Source organism: Acidovorax sp. 59, from assembly GCF_002754175.1.
GTDB lineage: Bacteria > Pseudomonadota > Gammaproteobacteria > Burkholderiales > Burkholderiaceae_C > Acidovorax > Acidovorax delafieldii.
Map to the genome: position 1 here is coordinate 1,041,829 of NZ_PEET01000001.1, position 16,478 is coordinate 1,058,306.

Sequence of the window (16,478 nt, forward strand, 5' to 3'; positions counted from 1 at the left end):
TGTTCCCGTCTGAGCCCGGATAATTTGCCGCATGTTTCTTAAAGCGGGCCTCCTCTCACTGCTGTTGCTGCTGGTCAGTCGCGTATTGGGGGTGTTGCGCGAAACGGCATTGGCCGCTGCTTTTGGCAGCTCAGGCATGGCAGATGTGGCCATTGTCATGTTGACCCTGCCGGATTGGCTTGCGGGCGTATTCGTCAGCGGTGCGTTGGCCTATGTTCTGCTTCCGCATTGGGCGAGAGAGTCAGCCGCGCAGCAGAATGCCACACAACATCGGGTTGCCACGTATCTGCTGTGGGGAAGCATCCTGCTTGCAAGTGTGATGATGGCGGCCCATGCTTCATTGGGGGCTCTGCTGGTGCCGGGAGTATCGCTTTCCCTTGAGGGCTCAGTCGGTCAAGCGGTGGTTTGGAGTGCTCTTGCCTTGCCAGCCGCCATGCTGGCGGGTCTGTGGGCAACGCGGCTGCAGCATGAGAAGGACTTCCTGGGTATGTATAGCGCGAACCTGGTGGTCAATGGCGTGTTGATCACAGCGCTGGTCTTTTGGAGCACGCGTGGATCTGCGACGGGCGAAGGGGCGGTGCCAACGTTGGGTGTCTTTCTGTTGGTAGCGGTCTTCATGAGGCTGCTGTGGCAGGGCTGGCGCATGCGACCGCTGTACCGCCACGGCAACTCGCTGCCCTCTTCTTCCATCGCGCCTGGCCCTTTGCCCGGCTGGAGCATCTGGATATGGGCGGTTTTGGGGGCCGGTCTGCCACTGACCTTGCCCTTCGTGGCGCGTACCTTCGCGTCTGGCGCTGGTGAGGGGGCTCTTGCTACCTTCAACTATGCATGGAAACTGGTGGAGTTGCCGTTGGTTCTGGCGATCCAATTGGTAGCGTCGCTGGCTTTCCCCGCCATCGCCCACGCCCACGGTAGGCAAACCGACTCTGAAAATTCAAACGAGGAAGCGTTGGCATCTGCCGTACGCGGCGCCCTGATATTGGCCTGGACATTGGCCTGCGCAGCAGCAGCAGCTTTGTTGGTGGGGGCTCCCGCTATCTCCAGTGTGCTCTTCGGCTGGGGGCGCATGCAAGCCTCAGCGTTGGTGCAGATTGCAGCCTGGGGTAGTGTGGGTGCCTGGGGCTTGTTGCCGCAAGCACTTTTGGCAGTGGCTTTGACTATTTTGGCCACCGTAGGGCGCATGCGTTTTGCAGTACTGGCCTATGCGCTCGCCCTGGCGATAGTGCTCGTTGCTGGAGTCATGGGTTACACGGCGGGGCACCAGTTGATGTGGGCTCTGAACGCGGGGTTCCTTGGTGCTGCGGTGGTGGCTTGGGGCGCGCTGGGCGTGCCTGCCATGCGGCGCTGGGTTCCGGTGAGGGCCTTACTGTCGCCCTTTTTCATGCTGGTGGCCTGGGTGGCCGCGACGCAATGGCTTGGCCTTGCAGGAGCAACGCCTTCTTCGATTTCTGGATCAAAACAGGTTCAAGCGTTTCTTCTATCTGTGGTAGCTGCTCTCTTTGTTATAGCGTCTGGTTGGTTCGTTGGCCCCGGATTGCGCCAAGCCCTGAGGTCATAATCCGATCCCAACCATGATGGATTTTCTACAGATCACCAATGACCCAGATCTGGCGCGCCGTTGCGATGCGCTGCCCGGTATGCGCTTGTTTGTCGATCTGGAAAGGAATGGCAAGGCCGCGCGCCAGGCAGGACGTAACACATTCATCAGCACGCACCAACCCGAGGATGTAGGTCGTATCAAGGCTCAGTTGCGGCGGTCCCAGTTGATGGTGCGGGTGAACCCGTTGCACGAAGGCACGGCCATGGAGTTGGACACAGTGCTGGCGCAAGGTGCCGACTCGGTGATGTTGCCCATGTTCCAGACCCCCGACGAGTTGCGTGCCTTCAGCCGTATCGTGGCAGGGCGGGCTCCTATCGTTGCGTTGCTGGAGACGGCGGGTGCACTGCATTCACTGGATGCCTGGGCGGATACCCCGGGGCTGTGTGAAGTGTTCGTGGGGCTGAACGACTTGCATCTGTCGCTGGGCTGCAGATTCATGTTCGAGCCCCTGGCGCAGGGGCTGCTGGACGGCGTGGCACTCAAGGCTCATGCGTATGGATTGCGCTTTGGCTTTGGCGGCATCGCACGATTGGACGAAGGGCTGCTTCCGGGCCATGATGTGTTGGCTGAGCATGTTCGCTTAGGCTCACGAGGCGTGATTTTGTCGCGCACTTTTCATCGACCAGACGAATCGGGGGCTGCCGTGCACACCTTTGAGGCCGAGGTTGAAGCCCTGCGGCAGTCTGAGCAGACCTTGTCAACGCGTACGCCAGAGCAGGTCGTTGCAGACAGGCTACGTATCAGCAGTGTGATACGTTCTATTGCAACGTCCATGTCCGTGCGGACTGTAGAGGCAGTGGATTGAAGCGCGGCGTGGATATCGTGCTTTCCTTGGTGGCGCTGCTGGTCCTGAGCCCGCTGCTGTTGGTGGCTGCGCTGGCGATTGCTTTAGAAACGGGTTTTCCGGTTCTTTTCCGGCAGACCCGCCTGGGTCTGAATGGCCAAGAGTTCGGCATGTACAAATTTCGCAGCATGGTGAAGAATGCGGCTCAGATGGGTCCATATTTCACCGCTGAAAATGATCCGCGCATCACCCGCGTTGGCCGCTTCATACGCCGCACCAGCATCGATGAACTGCCTCAGCTAATTAATGTACTTACGGGTGAGATGAGCTTAGTCGGCCCGCGTCCCGACGTGCCCGCTCAGCGCAGCCTATACACCGACGCTGACTGGGCGCAGCGTTGCAGCGTGCGACCCGGTATCACAGGGCTGGCTCAGGCCCTGTACCGGTCCGATTCGACAGAGGTGCAGCGGCTCGAAGCCGACCTGTGCTACACACGCGAAGCTTCGCTCTGGCTCGACCTGAAGATCTGCTGGTGGACATTCAAGCGCCTGGGCGGCCAGGGCGCGAACTGAACCATGTGCGGTATCTTTGGCTACTGGGATCGCATACAACAGTCGTTGGACGATAAAGTCCTGCGCGGTATGGCGCAAGCGCTGGTGCACCGCGGACCGGACGACGAAGGCATCCACCACCAGCCCCAGCGGGGTGTAGCTATCGGCAACCGGCGGCTGTCCATCATCGATCTAGGCGGCGGTCACCAGCCCTTTGTCAGCGACGACGGCTTGGTTGCCGTGGTGCAAAACGGCGAAATCTTCAATCACTTGGAGTTGGCCGCCGAGCTGCGCTCCCAGGGCGTGCGTCTGCGCACGCAGTCGGACACCGAAGTCATCTTGCGCCTGTACGAGCGCGAGGGCATCTCCTGCCTGAGTCGCCTGAACGGTATGTTCGCTATTGCCATCGACGATGCGCGCGAGGATGCGTTGTATCTGGCGCGCGACCGCATCGGCGTCAAGCCCCTGTTTGTGTACGACGACGGCCAACGTATGCTGTTTGGCTCTGAGCCCAAGGCCCTGTGGCCGGCCGTTCGGCGCAAGCCTGGTATGTGCCTGGAAGCAATCCATCATTACCTGACGTTCAACTATGTCCCTGCGCCGTGGACGGCCTACGAAGGCGTGTGCCATGTCATGCCTGGCACCTGGCATAAATACACGCGGGGCCGCCATGTGCAGACGCAGCGCTGGTGGAGCCTGGCAGACCAGCGTGAGCAAGACTTTGAGTTTGGCGATTGGTCCGATGAGTTCATTGCTTTGCTCGACGATGCCACCCGCATCCGCTTGCGTGCCGACGTACCCTTTGGCGCTTTCCTTTCGGGCGGGGTCGATTCGAGCACCATCGTCGGACTGATGGCGCGCCACGTGCGGGAGCCGGTCAAAACCTTTTGTATAGGCTTTGAAGACTCGCGCTACGACGAGTCGGCCTTCGCTCTACAGGCCGCCCAGCGTTTTGGTTGTGACCATACGATGGAAGTTTCCGAATTGAATATGTTGGCGCAGTGGCCCCGCGCACTGCATCACCTGGACCAGCCGCATGGTGATGCTTCTTTCATGCCCACCCTGCGCGTGAGCGAACTCGCGGCGAAGCAGGTCAAGGTAGTGCTGACCGGCGATGGTGGCGACGAGCTGTTTGCCGGCTACGACAAATACGCGCAGTTCTTCGCCCGGCCCGATGCATTGGCCCTGCCACAGGCCGCGTTCGAGCGCAGCTACTTCGACAGCATTTCACTCTTCAGCCCCGAGGCTAAGGCCGCGCTGTACCGGCCCAATGTGCGCAAGCAACTTGCTGGCATCGACAGCTTCGCCGCCGCAGCCCAACCCTGGTTCGCCGAGGCGCAGGATTTCGACCGCGTCAACCAGGCGCTGTACCTGGACATGCAGCTGCTGTTGAGCGGCAACAACCTCGTCAAGCCCGACCGCATGGGCATGGCCGTGAGCATCGAGGCGCGCACGCCCTTTCTCGATTGGCGCATGATGGAATTTGCTTTCCGCTCGCGCGGCGTCACCAAGCTGTCGGCCTGCGGAGACAAGAAACACTGGTTCAAGCGGGCTGTGGCACCGCTGATTGGCGAAGACCTGGCTTATCGCAAGAAGCAGATGTTCACCGTGCCGGTGGGGGAGTGGTTTCGCACCAGCAGCTATGCATGGTTGCGTTGCGCGCTTGAAACGTCTGCGATGCATGCGTGCTTCGATGTCGGCCGAGTGAACGTTCTGCTCGAGGCGCATCGTACGGGCGCTGCCAATCACACGCGTGAGTTGCGCGCCCTCGCCGCGCTGGCGCAATGGTTCGAACTGCCCGAGATGGGCGCTGTGTCGTGAGCGCAAGAGAGACCCCGATGGATGATGCCACTCCCGCACGCGACGGTGTTCTGTTTGTTACCTACGGCAACGGCCACATCGCCAAGGTGGCCCCGGTTGTCAAGGCGCTGGAGGCCCGCGGTGTGCGCTGCTGGGTGCTGGCGCTGACGCTGGGCTTCATGCAGGCGCGCAGGATGGGACTTCAACCCCTGGGCTACAAGGATTTCATGCACCTGGTCGACGCCAACAAGGCGCTGGCCTATGGCAGAAAGCTCTGGCCCGAGAATCAGCACCCCGACGTCGATGAGTTCGAGAGCTGTTGTTACCTGGGTGTGAACTACCTCGACTGGGTGGAGATGCATGGCGAGGAGCATGCGGCGCAACTGTACGCCAAGGGCGGGCGGCGCAGTTTCCTGCCGCTGCAGTTTATGGGTCGGCTTATCGAGTCGCTGAACCCTTGCGTGGTTGTGAGCACAAGCTCGCCGCGTTCGGAGCAGGCGGCTATCGAGGCGGCGGTGGCGCGGCAGGTGCCGAGCCTGACTATGCTCGACGTGTTTGCCAACCCGCACGACGCCTATCTGCACCACAAGGTTTACGCGGATCGCATTACAGCGCCGTCACGATTGGCAGCGCGCCAGTTGCACGACGCCGGCATCGACGATGGGCGCGTGCGGGTAACGGGCTGCCCAGCCTATGACTATCTCCAGGATACCGCTGGCCGGGCCGAAGGCGCGGCCTTTCGGCAGGCGCGTGGCTGGGTGGGAAAACATATCGTGCTGTGGTGCGGCTCGCTCGAGTTGTCTTCGCCGCCGGCTTTGCCCGAGTACGCCGGCCCGGGCCTGTGCGTGCTGGTTGAGCAGCGGCTGCGGCAGTGGTTGCGCGCGCGCCCGGACGTTGCCCTCATCGTGCGTTACCACCCCACGCAGTACCACCTGTTTCCCGACCAAGGCTCGCAAGAGAGGGTGTACGTGAGTAACTCCGCGCAGGATGGTCTTGGTCCTCAACTGCATGCCGCTGACACGGTGCTGGTGCAGACCAGCACCGTGGGGTTCGAGGCGGCTTTGCTGGGCAAGCGCGTGTTGAATCTTGCGTTCTCGCCGACGGTCATTTGCACCGAATACGATTTTTCCAAGCTGGGCTTGGCGCAGTCCGTACCGACGCTGGCTGCTCTGGAAGCCGTGCTCGACCAGCCTAGCAAGGCGTTCGAAGATATCGGCAGCCGCCCGCCAGTGGGCGCTGCCACGCCACGCGTCGTGGACGAGATACTTGCTATGGCGCGAGGCAACGTCTGAGCTACATCATGGCGCGACACACCATAGCGAAATATTGCGCGCTGGGTCCCGAAAGAGGCACTGAAATCCGAGCTGCGCGAGCGTATCGCGCTGCATGTCATTGGCATAGGCAATGATGCTGCCATGTGCATACAGCCGTTCAAGGTTGCGGCTGGTGAACTGGCTCAGTACCACTGCGTCGAATGGGTTGAACAGAAAGACGAGGCATGGTTGCTCGGGCAGGTCGTATTCACAAGCATCGGCGAGCAGCAAGGTGATGTTATGCCTGCCCGAACGGATGCAATTGGCCTTTGCTTCGCGCAACATGCCTGCTGAATACTCTACGCCGATTACTTCTGCAAAGTGTTGCGATGCATAGATGCAGGCCTTGCCCTTGCCCGCGCCCACGTCCACGAAAACCCGGAGTTCGGCGTGGCGGCGGGCAGCGCGAATCAGTATGCGCAGGTTGCGCGTCCATACTGCTTGATAGCTAGTTGCATGTCCCACGGTGGCGGCTTCCGTAGGAACAGCCGCGCGGTCGCCCGCGCTGCGCCGGGTGTCTATGCCGTAGCGCAGATCGAAAAGCCGGTCTTCCAGCGAGAACCACGCACGTTTGAGACTTTCGATCATGGCGCCCCTGCTGCGGCCAGCACTTGCAAGTGAATGATCTGTGGCTGAGGCAACATACACGGCCTCCCGCCCGGTGGGATACAGCACAGTACCTGTCTGCCAGCGATCAGGCCTACTACCATGGCCATGGTGTTGCAGCCGACGACCCAGTCGCTGGCGGCGATGTCATCGAACAGGTCATGCCCTTGTGACAGTTGCACTGTGTGCGCGTGTTTTTTAATGACTTCGTCGTAGTTGGTAGGGTCTTCGGCTGGGTGCGGGCGCACGATAACCTGCGCTACTGGTGCGCCCAGTGTGTCTAGGTGATCGAGCAGGTAGGCGAGCGCCTGCTGCTGTGTGTAGCCCCAATGCAGGGGGGCCCCATGCTCGCGCAGCGCATGCTCGCGGATCGCCTCGCCGACGAACAGCACCGAGAGACCCTGCGGGGCGCGGGGAGGGCGTTGCTTGGCGAACTTCGTGCAGATGTCGTCGAAATATGCGTTACCAACGTCTGTGACAGGTAGACTCGGGAAAGCTTGGCGCGCCAGATCTAGTGCGATCGCGTCACCAACCCAGATCTCCTCGGGAAGAACCCATTCCCCCCGGCGGATAAACCGCTCGCGGTAGTTGACCCAATGATCCAAGAACGCCACGGACCGCTTGTCTTGGGCGCGTGCCAGGGAAATTGCATCTGTCTCTAGCATTGACTGCCAGCCGGTGCCACAGAGCACCGATGACGATATGGCGAGCGCTTCATCCAGCGGCAGATTCTCCGGGGTACCGAGCTTGGCGGCGAAGATTTGCCGCGCAGGGCCTTCCAGCACGAAGACATGCTGTCGTAGATTGGCCGCGCGTTCCCGGCGCACCAAGCTGCTGAGAATTTCTGCACCTCCGGCGTCATGGGCCACAATGGCCACGCACTCGGCACTCATGGCGCGCGGTTACCGTGGGCCGCGTAGCCCAGCTCGAAGTACAGCTGCAGCCGGGCATTGAAACTGAGCTTGAAGTCGCCGCGTGCCGGAGAGTTGACGCCCACGAAATCCAGTTCTTCCAGACCGCGTTGCTTTGCCTCCTGGATGCTGTCAAACATCAATCGGGTCGAAGCGCCAGTGTTGCGCAAGGCCGGGTCGTTGGCAGCAAAAAGGTAGTAGGCGCGCTTGCTGTCGTAGACGAAAAGGTTCATCGCGCCGACTCCGTCTTCAGTAGTGCACGCCGAAAGACGGCCGTAGCCGTAGCGGATGGCGCTGGCGGCGATGCTGCGAACCAGTTGCAAGCGCTGCGCGTCCACGTCGATGCCCTGGCGCGAGAACGTGCTGGCGTAGAGCACGCTGAAAGCGTCGAGGTCAGTGTGCTCCGAGACCTGCAGGCTGGCCGCCCTGCGTAGCTCCTGCCGGCGGCAGGCGCGTACTGCCTGCGGGTAGCTTGATGCATCAAGCGTGCGCAGGTCCAGCAGTGCCGTATAGCGCGGCTGGGCCACGAAGTGAGGCGCATCGGCCATGCCGTGGTTGTGCCAGAGGAAGGCACGCAGGTCGGCAAACTGCCACGATAGCGCGAGGTTGATGCGTTGGTAGCGCGTAGTCAGTTCACCAATGAGAAATTCGGTGATGCGAAATTCATCAACTACGCGGCGATGCGGCGAATTCGATGCCCGTGGCAAAAAGAGGATGCCCTGATAGGGCGTGAAGGGGTAGCGGACCACTTGGCCTGCGTCATCTTCGAGCAGCGGCAGCAGCGCTATGACCTGGGTGTTGGCCACCACCGTGAAGAGTCGGAAACGGGCATTTAGCGACCGCAGGAAGGTTGACTTGCAAAACACCGTGCCTTGAGGGCTTTGCTCGACCCAGGCATCCCACGCGGCCAGATCGGCGGTTTCTGCGAATTGAAGTGCGCTGAACTTCATTCAGCCATGGAAGACGCGGGTGCCTGGGTCTTCAGTGTGTCCAGTTGCGCCCATACCTTGCGGAACGCTACCACCACCTGCGCGATGTCAGCCGGCGTGAATTCGCACACACACAGTGCCAGCCCCAGAAAGCTTTGCGCGTGCAGCTCCTCGGCCACAGGACAGGTGCCGGGGCCGTAGGTCACCTGGCGCGAGGCGTGCGGCGACGTCCATGGGAAGCCTTGCGTGCCGTAGGCGATGCGGTTGCGGAATGCGGGCAGCAGGTGGATGTTCTGGTATCCTGCCATGACGCCCGGTACGCCTTCGGCGCGCAGGGCGTCCACGATGCGTTCGCGGCTTACGCCCAGGCCCTGCGTATCCAGTGTCATGCCATAAACGTAGTAGGCGTGTGTGCAGCCCGGCGAGACCACCGGCGTTTGCAGGTAGGCCAGGTCGCGCAGCCCATCGTTCAGTTGTTCGGCGGCCAGTTGGCGGCTGGCGACGCGGCCGGCGAGCTTGCGCAATTGTCCAGCCGCTATGGCGGCCTCGATCTCGCCCATGCGGAAGTTGTGCCCCAGCATGTTTGAAAGCTGGGCGGGATCGTCGCTGTTGACTACGGCCTCGGCGTGGTTGCGGATCAGACGCATGCGGCGCGCTAGGTCGTCGTCGTCGGTAACTATGACGCCGCCCTCCCCGCAGTGGATGTGCTTGTGATAGTTGAGGCTGTAGCCGCCAATGTCGCCCAGTGTGCCGGCGTAGCGCTGACCGATCTTGGCGCCTGGGGCTTGGGCCGTGTCGACAATGAGTTTCAAACCATGGCGGGTGCACACCGCACGCAGCGCCGTCATGTCGGCAGATTGGCCGAAAATGTCGACTGCCACCACGGCGCGCGTGCGCGGCGTGATGCAGCGCTCGACGCTGGCGGGGTCAATGTTGAAGGTGGCTCGGTCGATGTCCGCAAACACGGGGATGCCGTTCCAGTGCAGGATGCAGGTCGCCGTGGCGGCCATGGTCCAGGGCGTGGTGATGACTTCGTCGCCTGGTTCGATGCCGATCGCTCCGACGGCGGCCTCAAGGCCGGAGGTCCAAGAGTTCACGGCGATGGCGTGGCGCACGCCAAAGTAGGCTGCGGCATCTGCTTCGAACTGTCGTACCTGTGGACCGCCCATAAATGCCGAGCCTGCTGCGCCGATGTAGGCCGACAGCACGCCGGTGCGCATGACTTCGGTGACAGCTGCAATGTCGTCTTCACCAATGGCCTGGAACGGGGCGAGTTCATTGCCGATGATGGGCCGACCGCCCAGGAGTGCGAGTGCGTGTAAGCTCATGGTCAGGTGGCCTGGCGTGCGAGGTGAAGTAGTTGGTTGCAGACCCGCTGCGCGGCCAGTGCCGTGGCGCCGGTGCTGCGTAGCGGCTCGTTGTTCAACAGGGCGTTGTGAATGTTCGAGACGGCCGCCACCATGGCATCGCGGTAGCCGCCGGTGGCCATGATGGCCGCTCCAAGCACCTTATATCCAGGAAAAATGGCGCTGTCGGTTGCCATGCGCTGGCGCCAGGTGAAGCCGCTTTCTTCCATTACAAGAATGCCGGTTGACGTGACTATTTCGATTTCAAACACGGAGTAGTCGCTCGCGTGGGCCGTGCGCAGGTGGACAGGCACGCCGCCAGCGTCAGACTGTAGCAGCGCGGCAACACTCGGATCGTCGGGCAGTGCGTCGACGATGGGCGAGAGGGTTGCTAAGACGGTGAGCGGCCCAATCAGGTAGTGCAGTAGGTCGATCAGGTGCGAGCCGTTGTTCAATATGCCTTTGTTGTACAACCCTGAGACAGAGCGCACGGTGCCGAGCTCGCCTGCGGCCAAGCGCTCGCGCAGACTGATGATGTCGGGCGCCCAGCGGCGTGTGTGATTTACGGCCAGCAGAACGCCTGCGGCATCGCATTGGGCAATGCAGGTTTCGGTGTCATGCACATGCAGCGTAACTGGCTTTTCGCAGAAAATCAGGCGTGGTCGCAGTGCCAGCGCTGCGTTAACTTGTTGTGAGTGGGCAGCTGTGGGCGAGCAAATGCTGACTATATCGAAGTGTGAGATGGCCGGCACTTCTTCTAGGTTGCGATAGCCCATGGGGATGCTCCAAGTGCGCATGAAGGCTTCGCGTCGTGCGTCGTTGGGCTCTACGCAGGTGGTGACCCTGAAGCCACCATGGCGTGTGTAGGCGCCAGCATGCGTGAGTGGCATTGCCGTCGCACCAGGGCCGGAGTCGTACCCGCCGGCTATGTTCCCGCAGCCCACCAGCAGGACCGCCAGCATATTGCTCATGATCTCTGCAGTAGGGGCCAGGTCAGTGGCGTGCCGCGCGATACGTCAGCAACGACGCTGCAACCCAGGACATCGTCTAAATATTTGGGTGGCAGCCCCATACCAGGGCGAATGGCCTTAACGTTGTCGCGCGAGAGCAGTTCCCCGGCCTTCAGGTCGCGCACTACGTAGAGCGAACGGCGAAATTGCAACGATGGCTTTTCAGCCTCCGTGGCGCCGTAGCGCACCTGTCCCATGGCTTGCCAGGCGCGCTCACTCTCGACCACGAGCTGCGCGAATTCCTGCGGTTCCATGGAAAAACTGCTGTCCACGCCGCCGTCGGCACGTCGCAGGGTAAAGTGCTTTTCGATCACAGTCGCTCCTAGGGCGACACTGGCCACGGCGGCGCCCACGCCCATGGTATGGTCGGACAGACCTATCTGGCAATCGAACAGCTCGCGCATGTGCGGGATGGTGACCAGGTTGGTGTTCTGCGCGGCGGCAGGGTAGGTGCTGGTGCACTTGAGTAGGATCAGGTCGCGACAGCCGGCGTCACGCGCAGCGCGTATGCTTTCGTCGAGTTCGCCCAGGGAGGCCATGCCTGTGGAGAGGATCAGCGGCTTGCCAGTAGCCGCGACGCGGCGTATCAGCGGCAGGTCGGTATTCTCGAATGAGGCGATTTTGTAGCAGGGCACGTCGAGCGATTCAAGGAAGTCAACCGCCGTCTCGTCGAAAGGCGTACTAAACACCACTAGCCCAAGACTGCGTGCGTGGGCAAAGAGGGGCGCATGCCAGTCCCATGGCGTGTGTGCCTGCTCGTAGAGTTTGTAGAGTGAAGTGCCTCGCCACAGGCTCTTGGAGTCATCGATGCGAAAGCCCTCTATATCGACATCCAGTGTCATGGTGTCGGCCGTGTAAGTCTGCAACTTGATCGCGTGCGCACCGGCCTGCGCTGCGCTGGTGATGATGTCTTTGGCGCGTGCGAGGGACTGGTTGTGGTTGCCCGACATTTCCGCGATCAGGAAGGGCTTATGACCCGTTCCGATCACATGGTTTGCGATATGGATTTCCTGGCTGGAACTCATAAGTGTGTCTGGCTGAAGACCGTGAAATGATGCCTGAATTGGCAATCGAAGCTGGAACTGAACGGCATTTGACCAAAGCAGCAAGCGTGATGAGTAAACCGCAGCCCATTATGCCTCCGTGGTCTGTGAGAAGCCTTGCGTTACTCTTGGTTGTCCATCTGGAAATCCCATTTACTCCGCAGGATGCCAGGTCTTGCGGTAGGTTCGGGCGTTGGAGTGGGGAGGGGCGTCTGTAAGGAGTTCGAACCCCAGACCTTCAAATACCCGACACGAAGCTGTGTTGCCTGACTTTACTTCGCCGATTAATTCTATTGCGGTTGTGAACTGGCGAACCAGGGTGCCGACCGCAACGTGGAGCAGGGCACGGCCAAGGCCTGCACCGCGCATGCCTGCATCCATGGCGTAATTAATGCGCCAGCGTTTCGTATCCAGGCGATCAAAACGCACTTGGCCCAGTGGCAGCCCGCTTGGGGTGTGCATGATGACGATGCGCGATCCCTCGGAGTCGGCCAGCTTGTCCGTGAACCAGCGGTGATGGTCGGCGTCGGCGATCGAATCGCTGGAGAAAGACTGGGCGCGCACGGTGGGGTCGTTGGACCAGGACAGTAGCAGCGCCTCGTCGTCTGGCTCGGCCAGACGGGCGGTCAGTGTCAGTTGGCGTGCCAGAAGCCAGGCGGCTACCCGGTGGATTCCCCAGCCATCAACCAGGCCCCGTCCTGCTTCGCACAGGGCCTGCCGTTGTTCCGGTGAATGGAGTAAGTTGTGCACTTCGTCGCTCAAGGCTTGCTCCAGCGTTCCGCTCTGCGCCTGCACCCAACGCAGCGCGCCCAATTCGGCCAGAGCGGGGACGACGGTGCGCTGATTGTTGGCCACGATCAAGGCAATGGTGGCACTGCCCACGCAGCAGCGCTCCCAGGTAGCGCCACCGCCGGCCCCGATGTGCAGGTCATGGCGCGCAAAGAATGCACTCAGGTCGGGTTGATCGATCGTAATGTGCAAGGCGCGGTCATGTGCGAGTTCGGCCATCAGTTTCGGAAGTCGCGGGTTGGCAGATGTGGTGGCGATTTCCAGTGGCCCATCGAACCCGGCACGGCGACAGCTGCGGGCCGCCATGGCCGAAAGCTCTGCTGGATCGGTGCCGCCCAAGAAGATGCCGATGCTGCGCACCTTTGGGTTGAAGCGATATTTCGGACCTTGGCGGTAATGGTCATCAAGCAGGGCATAGCGTGGCCCTCCGAGTAAAGTGGCAGGTGCCTCAAGTCGGGCTTGGTATTTGGCCTGATGATTGGCGTGCCAATTGGGGTCAACGAGCACGTCGCATGCCAGCGAACGATCGGCCAGATCGTCAATCACTGCAATGCGGCACTTAAGTGCTTGTGCAACGTCACGGTGCCAATGAGATGATAGGCTGTAATGATCTACGAGCACCCAGGCGGGTGACAACGGCCCACATACTGCAATGGTCTGGGATGCGTCGAGTTTTTGTTGAGCGCTGGGCGCTTCGCCCTCGATTGGTTCATCGATCACCGCTTCTGGTAGCCATAGGACCGGAAAGGGCGTGTCACGCAAGATGGTGGCGGCCGTGCCATCAAGTCGGCGGGAGATGAAGTATGGATGGGCACCGCAGGCCATCAGGGCATGGGCCAGAGAGAGGCAACGACGCAGATGGCCGGTGCCGGTCCGGACTGAAGCATCAGCCCGCAGCGCGATATTTTTCACGGTAGTGCATTCGCAGCCCGGTATTGCCGGGCTTGGAACAATGTTTCGGCACGCAACCAGTCGTCCGGCGTGTCAATGTCGACGGCTCGCCATTCGGGCACGATCAGGGTGCGGCCATTGCGATGGATGTCCAAACCTTCCTGCCAGGCACTGACACGGCCCCAGTAGAACTGGCCGGCGTCGTAAAACGCTGGTTCCAGGTCTTGCGAGCGGGTCTGGGTGTGCTTCGAATCGAATGGTTCTGTCGTGCCATCGGTGCGCCGACGCAGGGCACGCTGTATCGGTGCGGGAAATGGCAGTACAGGAAATGCATAGGCGCTGCACCCGCTTTCCAGCAACGCCAAACCGTCGTGCAGGTCGCAGGGATCCAGCAAGGGGCAGCCCGGGTAGATGCAGCAGACCAGCTCTGGTGCAAAGCCAGCGGCGTGCATCTGACTGATAGCGTGAGCCACTACCGGTACGGTCGGCGAGTGGTCATCGGCCAGTTTGGCAGGGCGTATGAAGGGCACCTGAGCGCCCAACTGGAGAGATGTCTGTGCGATTTCCTCATCATCGGTGGAGACGATGACACTATTGAAGATGCCACTGTGCAGCGCAGTCTCGATCGCATACGCGATCAAGGGCTTGCCTGCGAACAGCTTGATGTTCTTGCGCGGGATGCGTTTGCTGCCACCGCGTGCGGGAATGACGGCAAGTTTCATGCGGCCACCAAGGCTTGGCGTAGGACGCCCACCACGCGGTCTTGCTGTGGTTTGGTCATGGCGGGGAAGAGTGGCAGGCTGATGGCTTGGCGGTAGTAGTGCTCTGCCGCAGGGAAGTCGCCTAGTTTGAACCCAAGGCGCTGATAGTAGGGTTGCAGATGCACCGGAATGTAATGTACGTTCACGCCAATTTTGGCCTCGCGCATTTGGCGGAATACATGGGCTCGTTGCACCGGGGTCCGGCCGGCATCGATCTCGATGGCATAGAGATGCCAAGATGAAACGCGGTCGCACTGGCGAATCGGCAGGCGCAGCGGTAGATCTTCCAGCAACTGGTCATAGCGATCCGCCATCACAACGCGCTGTTGTTGCAGGCTTTCCATCCGCTGCAGTTGCGATAAGCCCAGCGCTGCCTGCAACTCTGTGAGGCGGTAGTTGAAGCCCAAGGCCTGTTGCTCGTAGTACCACGGTCCTTCTGGCGCATGCTCCATTTCTGTTGTTTCACGGGTCATGCCATGGGCCCGCAGCAGATGCAGCTTGCGTGCCAGGGCCCCATCGTTCGTGGTGACCATGCCCCCTTCTGCGGTGGTTAAGATTTTGACCGCATGGAAGCTGAACACGCTGGCGTCAGCGTACTTGCTGCCGACAGGCGTGCCAAGATAGCTGGCGCCCGCAGCGTGAGAGGCATCCTGCAGGATGCGAAAACCATATTTGTCCGCCAACGCGCGGATCTCTTTCAGGTCAGCCGGCAGGCCCGCAAAGTCGACAGGAATGACGACGGAGGGCAGCGTGCCAGAGTCGGCTGCCAGTTCGAGCTTTGTCGCCAGGGCTCCAATGCTCATGTTGCGGGTGGTCGGGTCGATGTCTACAAAGTCGACCGAAGCACCGCAGTAAAGCGCGCAATTAGCCGATGCCAGAAAGGTGTTTGGGCTGGTCCATACGCGTGAATCGGCGCCCACACCCAGAGCCAGGCAGGCAATATGCAGGCCGGCGGTAGCGTTGGATACGGCCACAGCGTTTTCCACCTGGTGGCGCTTGGCGAACGCTGCTTCGAACGCGGGGCCTATAGGGCCCTGGGTAAGGTATTCGGATCGAAGTGCCAGCACGACGGCGTCGATATCTTCATCAGTTATCTGCTGACAGCTGTATGGGATGAGTTTCATGAGCTGTCTACAGGTTGGTCGGTTTATCCATATGCTTGCCAATCAATTCGCGCAATTGCGCAACGCTGAGGAAGTCGGGATTGGTGCCACTGTCATACGCAAAGCCAGGTACCACTGGGGTCGCTGCGCGACCACGACAGTATTCGTCCTGTGTAAAGGCGCCCGCCACCGGCAGCACTGCATAGTAATTGCCCAAATCAACGGTGTTGAAGCTGTCGCTCGCAGTAACCATTTCTTCGTGGATTTTCTCGCCTGGCCGTATACCAACGATTTCTTGACGGCAGTCTGGAGCGATGGCCTGGGCAACGTCAGTGATGCGATAAGAAGGAATTTTGGGCACCAAAATTTCGCCACCCCAGGCGCTTTCTATGGCCCATAGCACCATCTCCACCCCTTCTTCGAGTGAGATGTTGAACCGCGTCATCCGTGGGTCGGTGATTGGCAAAATGCCTGTTTTGCGCTTTTCGAGAAAAAAGGGGATTACTGAGCCTCTGCTGCCCATCACATTGCCATATCGGACCACGCTGAATCGGACATCGCGATCACCCCGTATGTTGTTGGCGGCTACGAACAGCTTGTCTGAGCACAGTTTGGTTGCTCCATACAAGTTGATCGGTGCTGCGGCCTTGTCAGTGGACAGTGCAACGACGCGCTGAACGCCATTGTCCAAGCAAGCCTCAATCAGGTTCTGGGCACCGAGTACGTTGGTTTTTATGCACTCGAATGGGTTGTATTCGGCTGCAGGCACCTGCTTGAGGGCAGCGGCGTGCACCACGATGTCAATGCCTTCCAGTGCGCGCCGCAAACGGGCCTCGTCACGAATGTCGCCAATGAAATAGCGCAGCCCTGGGTGCCGACTTGTTGAAAAAACCTGCGCCATCTCAAACTGTTTCAGTTCGTCGCGCGAATACACCACGAGACGTCTGATGTCCGGGTAACGCGTCAATACGGTATTGACGAAGGCTTTGCCAAAAGAGCCTGTTCCGCCGGTGATAAGAATGGACTTGTTGTTGAGCATGT

15 protein-coding genes are annotated in these 16,478 nt (G+C 60.6%); 5 read left to right on the top strand and 10 right to left on the bottom strand.

All coding sequences use genetic code 11. The features are described 5' to 3' along the window. Positions 1 to 31 precede the first annotated feature (31 nt). Genes CLU87_RS04690 through CLU87_RS04710 form a run of 5 tightly spaced genes read left to right on the top strand, consistent with a single transcriptional unit; the run spans position 32 to position 6,027 of the window. Entirely contained in the window at positions 32 to 1,558 is a 1,527-nt protein-coding gene (locus CLU87_RS04690; RefSeq protein ID WP_099729698.1) for a lipid II flippase MurJ, read from the top strand. 13 nt (positions 1,559 to 1,571) lie between these two features. Beyond that, positions 1,572 to 2,405, top strand: a complete 834-nt coding sequence (locus CLU87_RS04695; RefSeq protein WP_099729699.1) for an aldolase/citrate lyase family protein — start codon at positions 1,572 to 1,574, stop codon at positions 2,403 to 2,405. 8 nt (positions 2,406 to 2,413) lie between these two features. Beyond that, positions 2,414 to 2,956 carry a sugar transferase gene (locus CLU87_RS04700; RefSeq protein WP_143227249.1) on the top strand — a complete coding sequence of 181 codons (543 nt, stop codon included), beginning with the start codon at positions 2,414 to 2,416 and terminating at the stop codon, positions 2,954 to 2,956. A gap of 3 nt (positions 2,957 to 2,959) precedes the next feature. Then, positions 2,960 to 4,756, top strand: a complete 1,797-nt coding sequence (asnB, locus tag CLU87_RS04705) for an asparagine synthase (glutamine-hydrolyzing) (protein ID WP_099729701.1) — start codon at positions 2,960 to 2,962, stop codon at positions 4,754 to 4,756. Between the two features lie 17 nt (positions 4,757 to 4,773). Next, the gene (locus CLU87_RS04710; RefSeq protein WP_099729702.1) at positions 4,774 to 6,027 is read left to right on the top strand and encodes a hypothetical protein; all 1,254 of its coding nucleotides are present in this window, start codon (positions 4,774 to 4,776) and stop codon (positions 6,025 to 6,027) included. A gap of 6 nt (positions 6,028 to 6,033) precedes the next feature. Here CLU87_RS04710 and CLU87_RS04715 read toward each other — a convergent pair whose 3' ends face one another. The 10 genes from CLU87_RS04715 to pseB all read right to left on the bottom strand — a co-directional run bounded on the left by CLU87_RS04715 (position 6,034) and on the right by pseB (position 16,476). After that, positions 6,034 to 6,636, bottom strand: coding sequence for a class I SAM-dependent methyltransferase (locus CLU87_RS04715; RefSeq protein WP_099729703.1), 603 nt, complete (start codon positions 6,634 to 6,636; stop codon positions 6,034 to 6,036). After that, complete coding sequence (locus CLU87_RS04720) at positions 6,633 to 7,547, bottom strand: hypothetical protein (RefSeq protein WP_143227250.1); 915 nt, start codon at positions 7,545 to 7,547, stop codon at positions 6,633 to 6,635. The genes CLU87_RS04715 and CLU87_RS04720 overlap by 4 nt, the downstream gene beginning before the upstream one ends. Continuing rightward, entirely contained in the window at positions 7,544 to 8,515 is a 972-nt protein-coding gene (locus tag CLU87_RS04725; protein WP_099729705.1) for a GNAT family N-acetyltransferase, read from the bottom strand. Before CLU87_RS04725 ends, CLU87_RS04720 begins: the two co-directional genes overlap by 4 nt. Then, positions 8,512 to 9,822, bottom strand: a complete 1,311-nt coding sequence (locus tag CLU87_RS04730) for a DegT/DnrJ/EryC1/StrS aminotransferase family protein (RefSeq protein ID WP_099729706.1) — start codon at positions 9,820 to 9,822, stop codon at positions 8,512 to 8,514. Before CLU87_RS04730 ends, CLU87_RS04725 begins: the two co-directional genes overlap by 4 nt. Positions 9,823 to 9,824: 2 nt before the next feature. Further along, on the bottom strand, positions 9,825 to 10,811 hold the full coding sequence (locus tag CLU87_RS04735) for a Gfo/Idh/MocA family protein (RefSeq protein ID WP_099729707.1): 987 nt from the start codon (positions 10,809 to 10,811) through the stop codon (positions 9,825 to 9,827). Next, complete coding sequence (pseI, locus tag CLU87_RS04740; protein WP_099729708.1) at positions 10,808 to 11,875, bottom strand: pseudaminic acid synthase; 1,068 nt, start codon at positions 11,873 to 11,875, stop codon at positions 10,808 to 10,810. The genes CLU87_RS04735 and pseI overlap by 4 nt, the downstream gene beginning before the upstream one ends. Before the next feature lie 171 nt (positions 11,876 to 12,046). Next, complete coding sequence (gene pseG / locus CLU87_RS04745; RefSeq protein WP_099729709.1) at positions 12,047 to 13,594, bottom strand: UDP-2,4-diacetamido-2,4,6-trideoxy-beta-L-altropyranose hydrolase; 1,548 nt, start codon at positions 13,592 to 13,594, stop codon at positions 12,047 to 12,049. Next, the gene (pseF, locus tag CLU87_RS04750) at positions 13,591 to 14,295 is read right to left on the bottom strand and encodes a pseudaminic acid cytidylyltransferase (protein ID WP_099729710.1); all 705 of its coding nucleotides are present in this window, start codon (positions 14,293 to 14,295) and stop codon (positions 13,591 to 13,593) included. The genes pseG and pseF overlap by 4 nt, the downstream gene beginning before the upstream one ends. Then, positions 14,292 to 15,458: a UDP-4-amino-4,6-dideoxy-N-acetyl-beta-L-altrosamine transaminase gene (gene pseC, locus CLU87_RS04755; protein WP_099729711.1), complete on the bottom strand. Its 1,167-nt coding sequence runs from the start codon at positions 15,456 to 15,458 to the stop codon at positions 14,292 to 14,294. Before pseC ends, pseF begins: the two co-directional genes overlap by 4 nt. A gap of 7 nt (positions 15,459 to 15,465) precedes the next feature. Further along, a complete protein-coding gene (pseB, locus tag CLU87_RS04760; protein WP_099729712.1) occupies positions 15,466 to 16,476 on the bottom strand; it encodes a UDP-N-acetylglucosamine 4,6-dehydratase (inverting) in 1,011 nt (336 codons plus the stop codon). Positions 16,477 to 16,478: the final 2 nt, after the last annotated feature.